Source organism: Phyllobacterium sp. 628, assembly GCF_014189505.1.
GTDB lineage: Bacteria > Pseudomonadota > Alphaproteobacteria > Rhizobiales > Rhizobiaceae > Phyllobacterium.
On record NZ_CP050303.1, the window covers coordinates 507,026 to 522,191 of the forward strand.

Sequence of the window (15,166 nt, forward strand, 5' to 3'; positions counted from 1 at the left end):
GATAGCCGGTTGCAAGCTTACTCCTCAATACCTTTGGTACCGCGACGCTTCAGGTACTTGTCCCAGAAGAAATCATCCGCATTGTCGGCCGTGACGATAGAGAGGCCATTGTCGACAAAGGGGATGCTCATCGGATTGAAACCAGCACGCTTGGCGTCATTCATCGGATCAATCAGTTCCGGATGCTTGGCGAACCAGAGCAGCATAAAGCCCATATAGCCCTGCATGCCCTGGTTGGGATTGATCGAACCGAAAACTTCACCCGCCTTGATCATGTCAAGGATGTTGGCATTGACGTCGGCACACATGACGAGAACCTTGCCGCCGCTCTCTTTACTGGCCTGCGCCGCACCGATGGCCGAATTTGCTTCCGGCATAAAGACTGCGTTCAGACCGGGGTTGGCTTGAATGATGCTCATCAGACCCTGATAGGCCTTGGTCGGATCCTGATTGGACGCGGCCCGGCCAACAAGCTTCATATCCGGCCATTTTTCTTTCATACGATCAACAAAAGCTGTCACGCGCTTGTCGTGATTGTCCTGACCCGGATTTTCGAGAACGGCATATTCGCCCTTGCCGCCCAGTTTGGTGGCAATCGCATCGGCGGCATAAACGCCTTCGCGCTTGTTGTCCGAGGTGATGAACGAGATACGCTTGGACAGCGGCGAATCGGCCGCGAATGTCACGACTGCTGTGCCCTCGCCGATGGCGCGGTTGATTGGCTCGATGAACGGATCCGAATTCATCGGATGAACCAGAATACCGGCTGGCTTCTGCGCCAGTGCCTGATCAAAGCTGGCAATCTGCTTGTTGACGTCATATTCCGGCGTACCGGTATAGGCCGTCTCACAGCCAAGTTGCTTGCCCGCCTGTTTGAACATTTCATAGACGGGGAACCAGTATTCAACGCCGGAAACCATGACGTTCATGACGTATTTTTCGCCCGGTTTGCAGCGGAACGGATTTTCCGTTTCAGCTTTGGCCGGAGATGCAAAAAGTGTGGCTGCAAGGACCGCCAGTGCGGTCGTGCCCAAAAAAGTGCGCAAGTGTCCTCCTCGAGGCCGAAGCCCCTCCCATTGGTGTATGGCGCCTTGGATGGCGACCGCTGTTCCTTATGAAGGCCAGCGATCCTCCTCGACTGCTGGCAGGACTAACTAAGCGGATACAAAATAGGATGTCAATATAATTCAAGCAATGAATTATAATTCATGATAAGAGGCAGGAAAGAACGAAGGATCAATTGTCGGGACGATTGCGCAGCGCCTCCGCTTCCGCATAAAACCGTTTTTCCCATTCCTTGTGATTGTCGAGTCCTTCGCGAATGAACGGCGTGAACACGGCAAGATTCATAAGGGACCAGTTGACGAAACTGGCCGGAAATTTCAACGGCTTGACGAAATCCACGAAAAGCACGACGCGCGTCTTGTCCGTGTGGTTCCATGCCTCATGCTCGTAGGCATCATCAAAAATCAAGGCCTTGCCCTCCTGCCAATGGCAGATCTGATCCTTGACGCGAATGGCTAGTCTGTCGGACTGTTCCGGTACGATCATGCCGACATGCAGACGCAGCACGCCGTTGTAAGGCCCGCGATGTGCTGGCAAATGTTTGCCGGGCTCGAAGATTGAAAACATGGCGGTCTTCAAATTCGGAATCTTCTGCACGGCTTCCCACGTCCTGGGGCACGCGCGAATGTTCTGCTCGGATTTCACTCCAAAACCAATCAGAAAGAACGTCTTCCAGTTCTGGTCGGTGGAGATGGTTTTTACATCCGTGGAAATGTCCTGAAAGGCTGGCAATTCGCTCTGCCGCAGGAGCACATGGTCCAGTTCTGCACGAATCTCCGGCCAGGCCTTTTCAATCTCCTTGGACCAGGGAAACGTTGCATTGTCATAGACGGGAGGGTTTCCAAATTTTGCATATTTGAGGTTGAGCGTTTCTGCCCACGAAACAATTCCCATGAAAAATCGCGTGACCAGGCTGGGGCGGCCCATAGGCGCAATTCCGGTCGTCTCGAAAGTCTGCTTTGCATTTCCTGGCTGCGACGTCTGAGAATCTGACTGCTTTAAAGTTCCGTCATTCACGATTACTTACCTCATTCACTGATCTTCGCGCGCAATCCACGATTGGGAAAAACGTGGAATGCCCGGTATAAATTTTATCTTCAAGCTTATCGCGCGAAACACTGCCGGTATCCAGATGGCAAGTCATCTGATAGGGCGGATTACACCGGTTTTATGGGCCAAAACAGTGCACAGCGCGACTGCAAGTGATAAGCCGCCTCAACTCTTTCAGAATTTTATGGATGTAATCAAGAACAGAATCGCACGGGAAGCGTCCCGTGGCAGCATCACGAACAACAATGCGTGATGGAAGCATCGCCTAACGGCGGCAGTAGCGGAATTGATCGGATTTTAGGGCAGACAGAACTACCCCCTTCGCCGTGGCAAAGGGGGTAGAGCTTAATTTAGTCCGCCGAAGCGAGCGTCATCGATGTGCCGGTCGCAGCAATGTTCAGGCCGATCTGACCTGTGATGCTGACTGCCTGCAGATGGATGGAGCCTGCTGTGCCGCCGAACAGAACGTTGGTACCGATACCGGCGCCAACAGTGGCTTCAGCAGTTGCACCACGATAGATGCCTGCAAGCGAGCCATGATGATAACCGGCAGTCGGTGCGAATACGGCCCAAACCAATCGGCTGCGTGTCGTAAAGCCGAGGTCAACACCGAGCTTCTTGATGGCGCCGGTATAGTGGTCCGAACGTTCACCACCCATAGTGGAGCGGAACGTGCAGTCGACTTCTTTCGCCGAACCAAGAACATAGCCAACGCCGCCGGCAATAGCGCAATCGAGATAACCGATACGCACACCATTGCGAACGTCCTGCTCTTCGTACCGCTGCTGGATATCAGCTGCATAGGCACTCGCCACGCTGGCAACAGCCATGGACGTTGCGGCAACTGCGATCGCAAGAGTCTTCTTCATTATTCTCTCCTTCTGTCAGTATCACCGGCAGGCCTCAATCGGCCACCAGTTAAAGAATTCATTAATCGATTGCAGATAGTTTCCCGATACGGTTCCTGTCTGTGCAATCGAAGCTGTCATTTGAAAGCGTGTATCTAGACGCTTATGACAGCAGCACCTCAGTTCGACTCCTATTGGGACATTTTAAAGGCACCTTGCGGACTGCATGGCGCACCGCACAATGTTTCGTCGCTGCTGTGTACTATATGCAACGCCTTGACCATCAATAGGTTTCAATGCCGACGGCAGATTTCTCTATCCGCCATTCACCAGCTCAAGCACGAGCCGATGGATATTGCCGCCTTCACTGTGTTCGACTTGATCGAAGTCGCGGCTTTTCTGGCGTTGTTCGAGCGACAGTTCTGACAGGCGTTTTGTCATAACAGCCCTGATCTTCTGGCAGCCGGGATCGTCCGGCACCGACAGCCCGACAGTAAAGGCCTCGATTGCCTTCACCAAATCCTTGATGTCGGCGCCGTGCACGGCTTCGTGGGCACGGATACCTGCGATAAATGTGTCCCATTGCCTGGCAACGGCAGCCGGCAGTTGCCCTGACGGTTTCGGCAAGGTGTAAGTGATGATCAGTTTCGGCCGTGCCGAGGCAAGCACACAGGCACTACCTCGCTGTTCATACTTCCGCGTCCACGTCAGTTTGAAATTCGTATGCGCTATGGTGCGGGTGGTGCCGCCGATCATCGGGCCCCGTGCACCAATAGAGGCGTAGAGTTCAGCACCCGACGTCCCTGTGATCGGATATGTTTGCACGTTCTCTACAGCCTGCCACTGCGCATGCGCCACCACGGGCAGCATGAAACAGGCCGCAAAAATTAGGCATCGGATAGCTGTATTCACGCAAGCCCCAACTTGAAGATCATTCAATCACTGGAAATCAGACAGCGGATTTTTCCCGGACAGGAAGCTTCCAGTTCGGCCTGATGAAATGGCAGGTATAGCCATTGGGATAGCGCTCCAGATAGTCCTGATGTTCCGGTTCCGCTTCCCAAAAGTCACCAACCGGCGCGAGTTCGGTGACCACTTTTCCCGGCCATAATCCCGATGCATCGACATCGGCTATGGTGTCTTCGGCAATATGTTTCTGATCTTCGTTTTCATAGAAGATTGCCGAGCGGTAGCTTACCCCGAGATCATTGCCCTGGCGGTTCGCCGTGGACGGATCGTGGATCTGGAAAAAGAACTCCAGAATCTTGCGGTAGCTGATCCTCGCAGGATCAAAGATGATCTCGATAGCCTCAGCATGGGACCCATGATTGCGGTAAGTTGCATTCGGCACATCACCGCCCGAATAACCCACACGGGTCGAGATGACACCGTCATAGCGCCGGATCAGATCCTGCATACCCCAGAAACACCCACCGGCAAGTACTGCGCGTTCTTCGGCCATCAGATATCCTCCACTTGATCGATATAGTCAGCATATCCTTCATCGGCCATCTTTTCGCGCGGCACGAAACGCAGCGATGCCGAGTTGATGCAGTAGCGCAACCCGCCACGATCCATCGGCCCGTCAGGGAAAACGTGGCCGAGATGACTGTCACCGTGGTTTGACCGTACCTCGGTACGCACCATGCCATAGCTGTCATCGGTCAGTTCGTTCACATATGCGGGCTCAATCGGCTTGGTAAAACTGGGCCAGCCGCATCCTGAATCAAACTTGTCGGAAGAGGCAAACAACGGCTCGCCGGATACGATATCGACATAAATACCCGGCTTTTTATTGTCCAGATATTCGCCGGTTCCGGGACGTTCCGTGCCACTCTGCTGGGTCACGCGAAACTGCTCGGGAGAAAGTTTGGCGATAACGTCCGGATTTTTTTCATAAGTAGGCATGGGCTCGTCCTTCAAAAGATAGATACATCGTCTGGCCGACAATAAGGTGGGTTGCTAGGTCGTACACTCATAAATCTGATCGAAATGGCGCCTGAAACGGCAAGAAGATGCGAGGAGAGGCGCGACGGACGGGGCCTTTCCCCCGGCTGAGCGGCTCGACACTGCAGCTTGCAGCCGTTTCGGCGTCCAAAGGATATGGTCCATTTGTCCGGCTACTGCGTCGCAAAGCCTCAAAAATGAACCACATTTCCCTCGTCTTTGCTCCTTGTCTCCGAACAAATGGCCTCATACCATTTCAACCAGATTTATGAGTGTACGACCTAATATTTGTGCTTGTTACCGCATCATATCAAGGTCTGTCATGCTTTTGACGACAGACACCATACGATATTCGCGAAGCCGGATTGCCTGCGATCAATTCTCAAACAGGATCAGACAGCGTCATGTTTTGGAGAGTTGAGGCGCAAAGGGAGCCAATAAACCAACATATGGTTTTGGCAAGGGCGATGCATAGGCACCGCGTTTGCTTGTCTTGAGCCCAAGAGCAATGAGACCCTCAGCAAGTTTGACCGCAGCGCTTACACCATCAATAACGGGTACGCCGTATTCATTCTGCAATCGATGAGCAAGGTCGGCCATACCTGCACAGCCCAGCACGATTGCTTCGGCACAATCTTCCCTCAGTGCCTTCTCGATTTCCGCGCGCAGCTTTGACAACGCGTCCGATGCAGGGTCGTCGAGGGAAAGCACCGGAATGTCGGCAGCACGGATGACGGCGCGGTCGGCCATTCCATAACGGTGAACCAGCCCCTTCACAGGCATAATCGAACGCTCCAGCGTGGTGATGATGGAAAAGCGCTGTGCGATAAGCCCGGCCATTGCGACAGCCGCTTCACAAATGCCGATGACTGGTATCGTTGCCATAGCGCGCGCTGCATCCAGACCGGTATCGTCGAAGCAAGCAATAATTGCTGCATTTGCACCGGCCGCCTCGCCCTCCGAAATTTCCAAAAGCAATCCGGGCAGCGCAAAGGCCTCGTCGTAATACCCTTCGATGGACACCGGGCCCATGCGGGAAGTCTTGGCAATAATTGTGGTTGCGGAAGCAGCGACAGATTGCGCAGCGCGTTCAATCAGGCTGGTCATGCTGGCAGTTGTATTGGGATTAACGACGAGAATGCGCATGTGCTGGTTTATCCAATGCGTGCCCGGCGGCGGCCAACGATGATGATCGCTGTCAGGGCAACAAGAATGATCAAGAAAGAAAAAACTGTGGTCACAGTGCCGAGGGCGTAGAGAACCGGCGTGGTGACGTTGGTGGTCATGCCATAAATCTCGAGCGGCAGAGTGTTGAATGTACCGGCGGTCATCAAAGTGCGGGCAAACTCGTCATAGGAAAGCGTGAACCCGAAAAGGCCAACGCCGATCAGGCTGGGAGCGATCATCGGCAAGACGACATAACGAAAAGTCTGCCACGGCGTCGCGCCAAGATCCCGTGCTGCCTCTTCGTAGGCAGGAGAGAAGCGGTTAAAGACAGCGAACATAATCAAGACACCGAAGGGCAGCGTCCATGTGAGATGCGCCCCGAGACCTGAAGACCACCATGCAGGCCTGATGCCAAGAACCTGAAAGAACAGTCCGATGCCGAGGCTGATGAGGATCGATGGAATGACAAGGCTGGAAATCGCGAGATAAAAGAGGAACGTCGAGCCCCTGAACTTTCGCCGAAACGCCAGTCCGGCCAACAGCGAGACAATAACGGTAATTGTCGTGGTCATGAGGCCGAGGACCATCGACCGGCGGAATGAACCTCCAAAATCACCAACTGCCTGTTGTTCGAAGAGATTGCGGAACCAGTGCAGCGAGGTGCCATTCATAGGAAAGGTCAGGCCGCCAGATGGGCCTTGAAACGACAGGATGAAGATCGTCGAAAGCGGCCCATATAGGAAGAGCACGAACAGAGTGAAGAAGAAGGCAAGGACGTAGAACTCGCGGGAGCGCTTTTCCGGGTGCATCTCAAAGCTCCTTGCGGATATCGACGACCCGCAGGATCGCCGCAACGATCAACAGGACGACGATCAGCAAAATGACCGCATTGGCTGCGGCGGCAGGATATTGCAGAAGCGATATCTGGTTTGACATCATCAGGCCGACGGAAGCACTCTGCCCGCCCGACATGAACCGCACCGTGATAAAATCCCCCATTACCAGCGTGACCACGAAAATTGAACCGATAGCAATGCCGGGTTTGGCCAGCGGTATGATGACATTGGTCAGGATTTGAAATCCCGATGCCCCTGCATCACGTGCCGCCTCAACCAACGAGCGATCGATCCGCATCAGGGTGTTGAAGATCGGCGTCACCATGAACAGCGTGTAAAGATGCACCATGGCAAGAACCACGGCGAACTCCGAGAATAACAGGAACTCAAGGGGTTTCGGCACAATGCCAAGCTGGATGAGCGATGAGTTGATCAAGCCATTGCGCCCGAGAAACGGCACCCACGATATCATGCGGATGATGTTGGAGGTCAGAAATGGCACTGTGCAAACAAGGAAAAGCACGATCTGCATTGTCGTGGAGCGGATGTGAAAGGCCAGAAAATAGGCCACCCAGAACCCGATAAACATGGTCAGCAGCCAGACGATTACGGTGAACTTGAATGTGTTAAGGTAAATCTTCCACGTCACCCAGGAACCCAGTGTCTCGGTGTAATTGAACGTAACGAAATCCGGGTAAATCCGTACGGAGTCATAATCCCAAAAACTGACCATTGCGATTGTCAGGATGGGCAGCAGCAGGAATAAGCCAAGGATCAGCACCAGCGGCATTGCCTGTAAATAGGAAACAATTGGCGAGGTTAAGCCACGCCGCGTTTTTGCGGCGGGCTTTCCAGACTTATTGCTTGAGATAGTCAATCCGTTATCTGCTGCGGCTGTTGCCATGGACTGTCTCCTTAAAAGAAGCATTGGCCGTCCTCTCGCATGAGGAAAAGACGGCCAGACTTAAGCATCAAGCGGCGATAAATTCGTTCCACTTGCGGACCATGTAGCGATCCTCGTCCATGACAGAATTCCAGCAGGCAACAGCCCCCATGCGCGCCTCGAAGGCGCCGCCATCGCGGACAGCACCGACCTTTTCCATGACCTTGCCGTCAGGTGCAACGATATCACCTGTCGCCGCCTTGCCTTCCATCCAGTAACCCCATTCGTCTGCGGTCATGAACTTCTTTGCAGTTTCAGGCGCAGCGGAGTAATAGCCCTGCCGGTTGAGGTAGGCGCCAACCCAGCCCGAGAGATACCAGTTGATATATTCATAGGCCGCATCAAGCTCGATACCGCTCAGGTGCTTGGCGAGACCCAAGCCGCCGCCCCAGGCGCGATAGCCTTCCTTCAACGGCTGATATTTGCAGGCAATACCCTTAGAGCGAACTGCAGCCACAGCCGGAGACCACATGGACTGGATAACCACTTCACCCGATGCCATGAGGTTCACGCTCTCATCAAAGGTTTTCCAGAATGAGCGGAACTGACCATCGGTTTTTGCCTTGATAAGGAAGGCGATGGTCTGATCGATCTCCGCCTTGGTCATGTTGCCCTTGTCACCATATTTGATGGTGCCCATGGACTCGCAGATCATGGCCGCATCCATAATCCCGATCGACGGGATATTGAGAATGGACGCCTTGCCCTTGAATGCCGGGTCCATAATATCCGCCCAGCTGTTGATGTCGCGCCCAACCAGATCGGGGCGGATGCCGAGTGTATCGGCATTATAAATCGTCGGGATGAGCGTCATCCACTTGGTCGGTTCTTTTGCAAACTTGATCGAATCCGCGCTTTCAACAAAACCCACCGTGTGAGGGGCGGTGCCCTGGGCGATCTTGCTGTCAGGCGTCAGTTTACCCGTGACAAACAGTGGAGCGATCTTGTCGAAATACTTCATTTTCGCCACGTCCATCGGCTGCATCACACCCGCCGGGAAAACCTTTTTGGCGATCCAGTATTCAATGTCGGCAATATCGTAACTATCGGGCTGCGTAACTGCACGCTGGGTTACAGCATCGGAATCCAGCGCTGTCATTTGCAAGGTGAATCCGAGATCTTCTTTCACCTTGTTGGCCACATCATTGAGGTTCGACACGCCTGTACCGAACTGGCGCAAGGTTACATTCTTGATGTTCTGCGCCCAGATAGTCGGAAAGCCGGTTATGGCGCCTGATCCGGCAACAAGGCCAGCTGCTGCAGCGCCTGTTTTCAGGAACATACGGCGATTCAATCCTGACTTGTTGTTGGTTGTGTCTGTCATGTTCAGTTCCCCTTTTGTTGATTGTTTGGTTCAAGAGTCGAGACGGCCAAGGATGGTGGCGTCATTGCTGTCCCAGGCGAGCGGAATGGCTTCACCCACGGAAACGGGTTTTTCGAAAAAAGCCTGATCACTGATGATGACCGTGAAATCATCGATACCAGCGCCAGTAACCGAGAGCTTTACGGATGCCCCGCGATATTCGACGTTGGAGACGATGCCGGTGAAACCAAAGCCAGCGGCGGATTTGTCGCTGATGCGCACACGATCCGTCCGGATACCGAGATCGATTGATGCTCCAACTTCCGCTTTGCCGGCGGCACTCAAGGAAATGCCGCCCGGAATATCAAAAGTGACCACATCTTTCGCGCTCTTCGTGACACGCCCCGAAATGACATTGTGCTCACCCATAAAACGCGCGACAAAAGCCGTTGCCGGCCTTTCAAACACAGTTCGCGGATGCGCGGCCTGTTCAATCCTGCCGTCATTCATCACGACGATCAGGTCAGCCAGCGCCATCGCCTCTTCCTGGCTGTGTGTAACGTGGACAAACGTGATACCGAGACTGGTTTGCAGCTTCTTTAGCTCCGCACGCATCCGGATCTTCAAGAATGGATCAAGCGCTGAGAGCGGCTCATCGAGCAGCAGCGCTTCCGGATCGGTAATCAACGCACGGGCAAGGGCAACACGCTGTTGTTGTCCACCGGAAAGCTGAGCAGGACGCCGCGTTGCATAGCCCTCCATCTGCATCAGCTTCAACATGGTGAGAGCCTTGGCCCGGCGCTCGTCCTTGGCAACGCCTTTCATCTTCAGACTGAAACCAACATTGTCGATAAGATCGAGATGCGGGAACAGGGCATAGGATTGAAACATCATGGCGGTTCCCCGCTTTGCCGGGGGAAAGTCCGTCACCACAGTATTGCCGAGCCGGATATCGCCGCTCGATATGGTTTCGTGACCCGCAATCATGCGTAATGTCGAGGTCTTGCCACACCCCGACGGCCCCAAAAGGCAACAATACGTTCCGGCTGGTATTTTTAGACTGATCGTATCGACAGCAGTCGTCGTTCCGTAAATTTTTGAAACGGATATGATGTCGATTTCAGCAGCTTTTCCCATGCACTGTTCCCTTTATGATTGTTAGGAACACTGCATGTATCGTGCCAATTATCAGACTTTTGGCTAAGGCGTTGGAATCTCTACAGCAATCCTCGAGCCCAACCATCGCGAATTCAGAACATAATGCTGCAATGCACAATTTATGTTCATGTTTTCAATGCAAGATGAAATTGTATGCAATCCATAATTCTTACGGTGTGCAATATTGGGGCTATCCTTGCGCTCAAATCGCGCTAAAACCTGTTTGAAGGCAGGATATAAAATGAAACCAGCAGACAGCACGGTACCACTTCGCGACGATGTTCAGGATGACCGGACGCAGTTCATCCGTGATGCCCTTCACAACGCCATTGTCGAACGCCGCCTCGCCCCCGGAGCAAAACTGGTTGAAACCGAAGTTGGCGAATTGTTCGATGTGAGCCGCACTGTCGTTCGCGCTTCCCTGCAGATGCTGGCGTTTGAAGGGCTGGTGCGAATAGAGCGCAATCGTGGTGCGTTCGTCGCTTATCCCAGCCCCGACGAGGCACGCCAAATCTTCGAGTCCCGCCGGGTAATTGAATCGGAAATCGCCAAATGCGCGGCACAACGGATAACAGATACCGATATCGCAATGTTCAAGGCACATTTACAGGAAGAAGACCGATTGCTCGCTGAGCGCGGTCCGAATGCTCGCCGCGCCGCGATCAAGGCATCTGGCGACTATCACTTGATGCTGGCGTCGGTCGCGGGCAACCTCATCCTGGAGCGTTTCATGCGCGAGTTGATTGCGCGCTCGTCCCTCGTCATTGCGCTCTATGGCCAGTCCGGCGCTTCAAGCTGCGCCCGTTCCGAACACGCAGATATTCTTGATGCACTTGTCGCACAGGATGGCAAGAAGGCAGCTGATACCATCCGCCATCACATCGATCACATTGAAGAAGACCTCGATTACAAAGTTGCGAGCAATGCACCGCTGCGGGACGCGTTGCGTATCTGAGTTCACTCTCCTGCTTGAGACCGCACCGCCCGCAATAGGTTATTGTTTCGAGACATATATAACAGCATCGGCATCCGCATAAACGCGCTGCCAATCCGGCAATTCGTCGAAGAACGGAATGCGCTGATCATCAGCCTTCAACAAAGCCCATTTGACAGCGTGATCCTTCAGCAACTCTTCCAGCACGGGTTTCCCCGCGCTGCTTCCTGCCAACATACTCTTTTTCATGAAACCGTTTAAAAACAGCTGGTCGGTGCGGCCATCGATAAAGGTCTTGATTCCGTGAAAAATCAGAGTGCCGCCGAAGTCATAGGAATTGAACACATTTCCAGTTACGCCGTGTTCTTCCGCATAAGCCAGTGCTCCTTTTGCTGACGTTTTCGGGCTTGGTTCAATTTTCCCAACTAAAGAGAAAACGATGGCACCCACGACAAGCACGATCCCAATTGCCGCGCTGAGGGGGCGGAAATAGCAAGCCGCCAGTTTCTCCAGCCAGTCACGCGGAGCCTCGGCCCATTTCCGCGCTGAAATCCATGCAAATTGCGCGCCAATCTCCGGTGCAATAACAAGCGGCACCAGCAGGATAAGCATATAGGCAAAACGCTGATGCGTGAGGAACAGGTGAAGATTGAAAAGCAGGAAGAGTATCTTCACCCATCCAATTTTCGGCCTTGCAACAAGTATCCCGAACAGCGCTGCAAGCAGAACGCCCTCCAGAAGTATCGCCTCCGACGCGTTGAACGCCTGCCACTCAGTGATGAAGGATACCGCTTCGTTGCCGGAGGCCACCGAGAACGTCGCAAGGATAGCCTTGATCCCATAGGGGTTAAGCAGGGTCACAACGGGACAAAGCAGACCAAAGGCGATCCATCGCCCCAATAGACCAGGCTTCGCAAAGCGTGTTCGCACAAGAAAATCAAGGCCAGCAAAGGCGGCAATAACAAAACCGAACGTGAATGTTCCGTGCAAATTCGCCCATAGGACAATCAACGGAAGCAGCCAGAACGACGGTGCTCGTTCCCTGCGTGCAGCCTCAAAAAGTTCTGCCGTCCATATGATAATGATCGGCAGGGTAAAGACGACGGGCCGAGCGGTATAGATGGGGTCCACCAGAAAAATCAGGAGGAACGTCAATCCGATTGCAACCGTCGGCTTCAACCACGCACTGAGATACCACGCCAGCAAAAAGGTCGCCGATGCGATTGCGGCAATGGCCAGCAGCACGACGCCATTCCAGTCCCCTGCTTTATAGGCAAGCGCAAAGAGGATTTGTCCCAGCCATTCCTTCGCGATCCACGGATTGCCAGCAAAGGTGTAGGAATAGGTGTCGACCGTCGGAAATGTATGGCTCGTCAACATGTCGAGCCCCACCCGCACGTGCCACCAATTATCGGGGTCCTGCAGAAGACCGCGAGCAGAATAAAGCAGGATAACAGCCTTGACCGCCGCCAAAGCCAAACAGAAGATCAACCGGATTCTCAGGTTTTTTTCTACTGTTGACGGTGTTGCGTCAACCACCTGTGAAGAATACGTCTGGTCAACCATCTTAGCGTGATCCGTTTTGAAGTGAGAGCGCCCGCGTTTCGTTATCGGATCGCGCCGGGCTTTTTGAGAAAACGAAATAAACCGATGCCAGATAAAACAGCGCCGTATAGATGATGATCCCGATGAGATGAATTGCCCAGCCGTCCAGAACGTCCATTGAGCGAATGACGATAACAGTCACAAGGTTCGCTGCGTAAGCAAACAAGAAAGCCAGGATATATCTGACCACAAGCGACGCCTGCTTATATTCAGCTTTGGCGAACGTCCATTGGCTGTTGAGAAAGAAGCTGACAACGAGCCCGAACGCATAACCAGTCATATTGGCGGCGATGTCACCCCAACCGAGCCATAGCGCCACCAGGATAATCGAATACCCCGTTGCCGTATTCAACACGCCAACCAGCCCAAAACGCAGGACCTGTTTATAGTCAAACAGCCGGTTTGATCGCATGGACAAAGTACTGCGCTCCAATAGGAATTCTGGTGAAATAGCGCTCAAGCGAACGCAATCCCGCAAGCAGCCGCGGGAAAAAGATGCGATAGACAACGCGCGGCTGGGAAAGGCCGGCCTCGGCAAATCGCCTTTTCATGGTCCTAGCTGGAATGAGAATCGCATTCTCATCAAACGGACAATTGCGTACTGCATGCAATGTCATCGGGTTCAAGGGATTGTGCTCAAACAGAAAAAAGCTGCCGCCAGGCGTCAGTACCCTGTTGATTTCCCGCAGCAACTGCTGATGAAGATCGGCCGGGATGTGGTGAAAAACGCATGCCGTAAAGACAAGATCAAAATGTCCGTCCTCAAACGGTATCGCCTTGCCATCGAAAGACTGAAATCGCGCTTGGCCGGCAAAACGCTTTTCAGCAATATCAAGTGATCGGGAAGACGGGTCGAGCAGTACGATTTCACTATCGGGAAACGCCTTGCGGATGTGCCCCAATGAATTGCCGACACCACCGCCGAAGTCGAGTATTCGCCGGGGTTTGATGCCCGTCGATGCAAGTGCCGCAGCAACATCGTCTATCTTGTATTTCGCAAAATAATCCGGGGTCTCTCCGCTGAAGCGGATGCTAGCGGCGTGTTGCTCATGATACTCGGCAGCAAACTGGTCAAACTCGGCATCAAGCATTGACTGCCTCCTTCACCCGCTCCTGCAACCGGTGAACGGGCGAATTGCGGTAAAAGGCAATGGAGTCAGATGAAACAACTTCGTTGACGAGATAAAGGGGACGCCGCTTTGTTTCCATATACATACGCCCGAGATATTCACCAAAAATACCGAGAACCAGCAGCTGAACACTGCCCAGGATAAGGACAATGGCAGCAAGGCTGGTCCAGCCCGGCAAAACATTGCCATCAACCCATGAATAGAACGTGTAGCCAAGAGCGAACAGGCCAAGCAGGCCAAAGATCATCCCGAGATGCGAGGCAAAACGGAGCGGCACAATAGAGAAGCTCGTCATTGCATCGACTGCCAGCATCAGCATCTTGCGCAGGGGATAGTGCGTTGTTCCGGCAAAGCGCCGCTGCCGTTCATAGGGAAGCGCGACCTGCCGCAAGCCGATCCAGCTGACCATGCCGCGTATGAAGCGGTAGCGCTCAGGCATTGCGTTCAAATGATCAAGCGTCCTGCGATTCATCAAACGGAAATCACCGGTATCAGGCGCAATGTCGACATCAACCATCTTGCGCAGTAGCCGATAGAACATTGCTGCTGAAGCGAGTTTGAATAAGCTTTCGCCTTCACGCTTCATCCGCTGGCCATAGACAACGTCATAACCGTCATCCATCTTGGCCATCATCTCGCCAAGAAGCTCCGGCGGGTCCTGCAAATCAGCATCAAGAATGAGAATTCGCTCGCCCCGGCAAATATCCAGACCGGCGCTGAGAGCAATCTGGTGCCCGTAATTGCGGGCAAGATCCACAGCCACAATATGCGCATCGTGTGATGCCAGATCGAAGATTGCCTGACGCGTGCCATCGGTCGCCCCATCTACCACCAGAACGATCTCGTAGGATTGATTGACCTGCTTCTCACAAGCCGCCGTTACGCGCCGGTAAAGCTCACCGATGCCATCAACTTCATTGTAACAAGGAATGACGACCGAGAGCGCGATACTTTCCAGCGCTTCATTTCTTTTGGGTTTTGCCACCTGTCAGCTCCAATGTTTTTTCCAACAATGGGGCCAATCCGTTAAAATAGGGGTAAACTCTAAGCAAATGAATTTATTGATTAATTTACTATTACTCAACTTGATTAAATTTAGCTGAGTATCGTATCAATCCATAATTCATGTGGACATGACATTTATTATCCCGGTGTCTAAAAAGCGAAAGAAATTCCAGTC

16 protein-coding genes are annotated in these 15,166 nt (G+C 53.2%); 1 reads left to right on the forward strand and 15 read right to left on the reverse strand.

Annotation, left to right across the window (positions count from 1 at the left end; translation table 11 throughout):
• Positions 1-17: 17 nt before the first annotated feature.
• The 11 genes from HB779_RS24840 to HB779_RS24890 all read right to left on the reverse strand — a co-directional run bounded on the left by HB779_RS24840 (position 18) and on the right by HB779_RS24890 (position 10,296).
• Positions 18-1,046, reverse strand: a complete 1,029-nt coding sequence (locus HB779_RS24840) for a substrate-binding domain-containing protein (protein WP_188346567.1) — start codon at positions 1,044-1,046, stop codon at positions 18-20.
• A gap of 190 nt (positions 1,047-1,236) precedes the next feature.
• Positions 1,237-1,992, reverse strand: coding sequence for an aspartyl/asparaginyl beta-hydroxylase domain-containing protein (locus tag HB779_RS24845; protein WP_188346568.1), 756 nt, complete (start codon positions 1,990-1,992; stop codon positions 1,237-1,239).
• A 473-nt stretch (positions 1,993-2,465) separates the two neighbouring features.
• On the reverse strand, positions 2,466-2,984 hold the full coding sequence (locus HB779_RS24850) for a DUF992 domain-containing protein (RefSeq protein WP_188346569.1): 519 nt from the start codon (positions 2,982-2,984) through the stop codon (positions 2,466-2,468).
• Between the two features lie 294 nt (positions 2,985-3,278).
• Positions 3,279-3,833, reverse strand: coding sequence for a DUF922 domain-containing Zn-dependent protease (locus HB779_RS24855; RefSeq protein WP_188346924.1), 555 nt, complete (start codon positions 3,831-3,833; stop codon positions 3,279-3,281).
• Between the two features lie 79 nt (positions 3,834-3,912).
• Positions 3,913-4,425, reverse strand: a complete 513-nt coding sequence (msrA, locus tag HB779_RS24860; protein ID WP_188346570.1) for a peptide-methionine (S)-S-oxide reductase MsrA — start codon at positions 4,423-4,425, stop codon at positions 3,913-3,915.
• Positions 4,425-4,871: a peptide-methionine (R)-S-oxide reductase MsrB gene (msrB, locus tag HB779_RS24865; protein WP_188346571.1), complete on the reverse strand. Its 447-nt coding sequence runs from the start codon at positions 4,869-4,871 to the stop codon at positions 4,425-4,427. The genes msrA and msrB overlap by 1 nt, the downstream gene beginning before the upstream one ends.
• Positions 4,872-5,312: 441 nt before the next feature.
• Entirely contained in the window at positions 5,313-6,056 is a 744-nt protein-coding gene (locus HB779_RS24870; protein WP_188346572.1) for an aspartate/glutamate racemase family protein, read from the reverse strand.
• Between the two features lie 8 nt (positions 6,057-6,064).
• Positions 6,065-6,886 carry an ABC transporter permease gene (locus HB779_RS24875; protein WP_188346573.1) on the reverse strand — a complete coding sequence of 274 codons (822 nt, stop codon included), beginning with the start codon at positions 6,884-6,886 and terminating at the stop codon, positions 6,065-6,067.
• Position 6,887: 1 nt separating this feature from the next.
• Positions 6,888-7,817: an ABC transporter permease gene (locus tag HB779_RS24880; protein ID WP_188346574.1), complete on the reverse strand. Its 930-nt coding sequence runs from the start codon at positions 7,815-7,817 to the stop codon at positions 6,888-6,890.
• A 67-nt stretch (positions 7,818-7,884) separates the two neighbouring features.
• The gene (locus HB779_RS24885; RefSeq protein ID WP_188346575.1) at positions 7,885-9,180 is read right to left on the reverse strand and encodes a PotD/PotF family extracellular solute-binding protein; all 1,296 of its coding nucleotides are present in this window, start codon (positions 9,178-9,180) and stop codon (positions 7,885-7,887) included.
• 30 nt (positions 9,181-9,210) lie between these two features.
• On the reverse strand, positions 9,211-10,296 hold the full coding sequence (locus tag HB779_RS24890; protein WP_188346576.1) for an ABC transporter ATP-binding protein: 1,086 nt from the start codon (positions 10,294-10,296) through the stop codon (positions 9,211-9,213).
• Positions 10,297-10,558: 262 nt separating this feature from the next.
• On the opposite strand from HB779_RS24890, the gene HB779_RS24895 reads away from it, so the two are divergent.
• Entirely contained in the window at positions 10,559-11,272 is a 714-nt protein-coding gene (locus HB779_RS24895) for a GntR family transcriptional regulator (RefSeq protein WP_188346577.1), read from the forward strand.
• 39 nt (positions 11,273-11,311) lie between these two features.
• On the opposite strand, the gene HB779_RS24900 is transcribed toward HB779_RS24895, so the two are convergent.
• The 4 genes from HB779_RS24900 to HB779_RS24915 are packed head-to-tail and all read right to left on the reverse strand — an operon-like array spanning position 11,312 to position 14,971.
• Positions 11,312-12,817: a hypothetical protein gene (locus HB779_RS24900; protein WP_188346578.1), complete on the reverse strand. Its 1,506-nt coding sequence runs from the start codon at positions 12,815-12,817 to the stop codon at positions 11,312-11,314.
• 1 nt (position 12,818) lies between these two features.
• Complete coding sequence (locus tag HB779_RS24905) at positions 12,819-13,268, reverse strand: GtrA family protein (RefSeq protein WP_244642943.1); 450 nt, start codon at positions 13,266-13,268, stop codon at positions 12,819-12,821.
• Entirely contained in the window at positions 13,246-13,947 is a 702-nt protein-coding gene (locus tag HB779_RS24910; RefSeq protein ID WP_188346580.1) for a class I SAM-dependent methyltransferase, read from the reverse strand. Before HB779_RS24910 ends, HB779_RS24905 begins: the two co-directional genes overlap by 23 nt.
• Positions 13,940-14,971 carry a glycosyltransferase family 2 protein gene (locus tag HB779_RS24915; RefSeq protein WP_188346581.1) on the reverse strand — a complete coding sequence of 344 codons (1,032 nt, stop codon included), beginning with the start codon at positions 14,969-14,971 and terminating at the stop codon, positions 13,940-13,942. Before HB779_RS24915 ends, HB779_RS24910 begins: the two co-directional genes overlap by 8 nt.
• Between the last annotated feature and the right edge of the window lie 195 nt (positions 14,972-15,166).

Excerpts from the sequence above, each read along its gene's own strand:
- HB779_RS24845 (WP_188346568.1), bottom strand. The coding sequence starts at position 1,992 with ATGGGCCGCCCCAGCCTGGTCACGCGATTTTTCATGGGAATTGTTTCG.
- HB779_RS24850 (WP_188346569.1), bottom strand. The coding sequence starts at position 2,984 with ATGAAGAAGACTCTTGCGATCGCAGTTGCCGCAACGTCCATGGCTGTT.
- HB779_RS24855 (WP_188346924.1), bottom strand. The coding sequence starts at position 3,833 with ATGCTGCCCGTGGTGGCGCATGCGCAGTGGCAGGCTGTAGAGAACGTG.
- msrA (WP_188346570.1), bottom strand. The coding sequence starts at position 4,425 with ATGGCCGAAGAACGCGCAGTACTTGCCGGTGGGTGTTTCTGGGGTATG.
- msrB (WP_188346571.1), bottom strand. The coding sequence starts at position 4,871 with ATGCCTACTTATGAAAAAAATCCGGACGTTATCGCCAAACTTTCTCCC.
- HB779_RS24870 (WP_188346572.1), bottom strand. The coding sequence starts at position 6,056 with ATGCGCATTCTCGTCGTTAATCCCAATACAACTGCCAGCATGACCAGC.
- HB779_RS24875 (WP_188346573.1), bottom strand. The coding sequence starts at position 6,886 with ATGCACCCGGAAAAGCGCTCCCGCGAGTTCTACGTCCTTGCCTTCTTC.
- HB779_RS24880 (WP_188346574.1), bottom strand. The coding sequence starts at position 7,817 with ATGGCAACAGCCGCAGCAGATAACGGATTGACTATCTCAAGCAATAAG.
- HB779_RS24885 (WP_188346575.1), bottom strand. The coding sequence starts at position 9,180 with ATGACAGACACAACCAACAACAAGTCAGGATTGAATCGCCGTATGTTC.
- HB779_RS24890 (WP_188346576.1), bottom strand. The coding sequence starts at position 10,296 with ATGGGAAAAGCTGCTGAAATCGACATCATATCCGTTTCAAAAATTTAC.
- HB779_RS24895 (WP_188346577.1), top strand. The coding sequence starts at position 10,559 with ATGAAACCAGCAGACAGCACGGTACCACTTCGCGACGATGTTCAGGAT.
- HB779_RS24900 (WP_188346578.1), bottom strand. The coding sequence starts at position 12,817 with ATGGTTGACCAGACGTATTCTTCACAGGTGGTTGACGCAACACCGTCA.
- HB779_RS24905 (WP_244642943.1), bottom strand. The coding sequence starts at position 13,268 with ATGCGATCAAACCGGCTGTTTGACTATAAACAGGTCCTGCGTTTTGGG.
- HB779_RS24910 (WP_188346580.1), bottom strand. The coding sequence starts at position 13,947 with ATGCTTGATGCCGAGTTTGACCAGTTTGCTGCCGAGTATCATGAGCAA.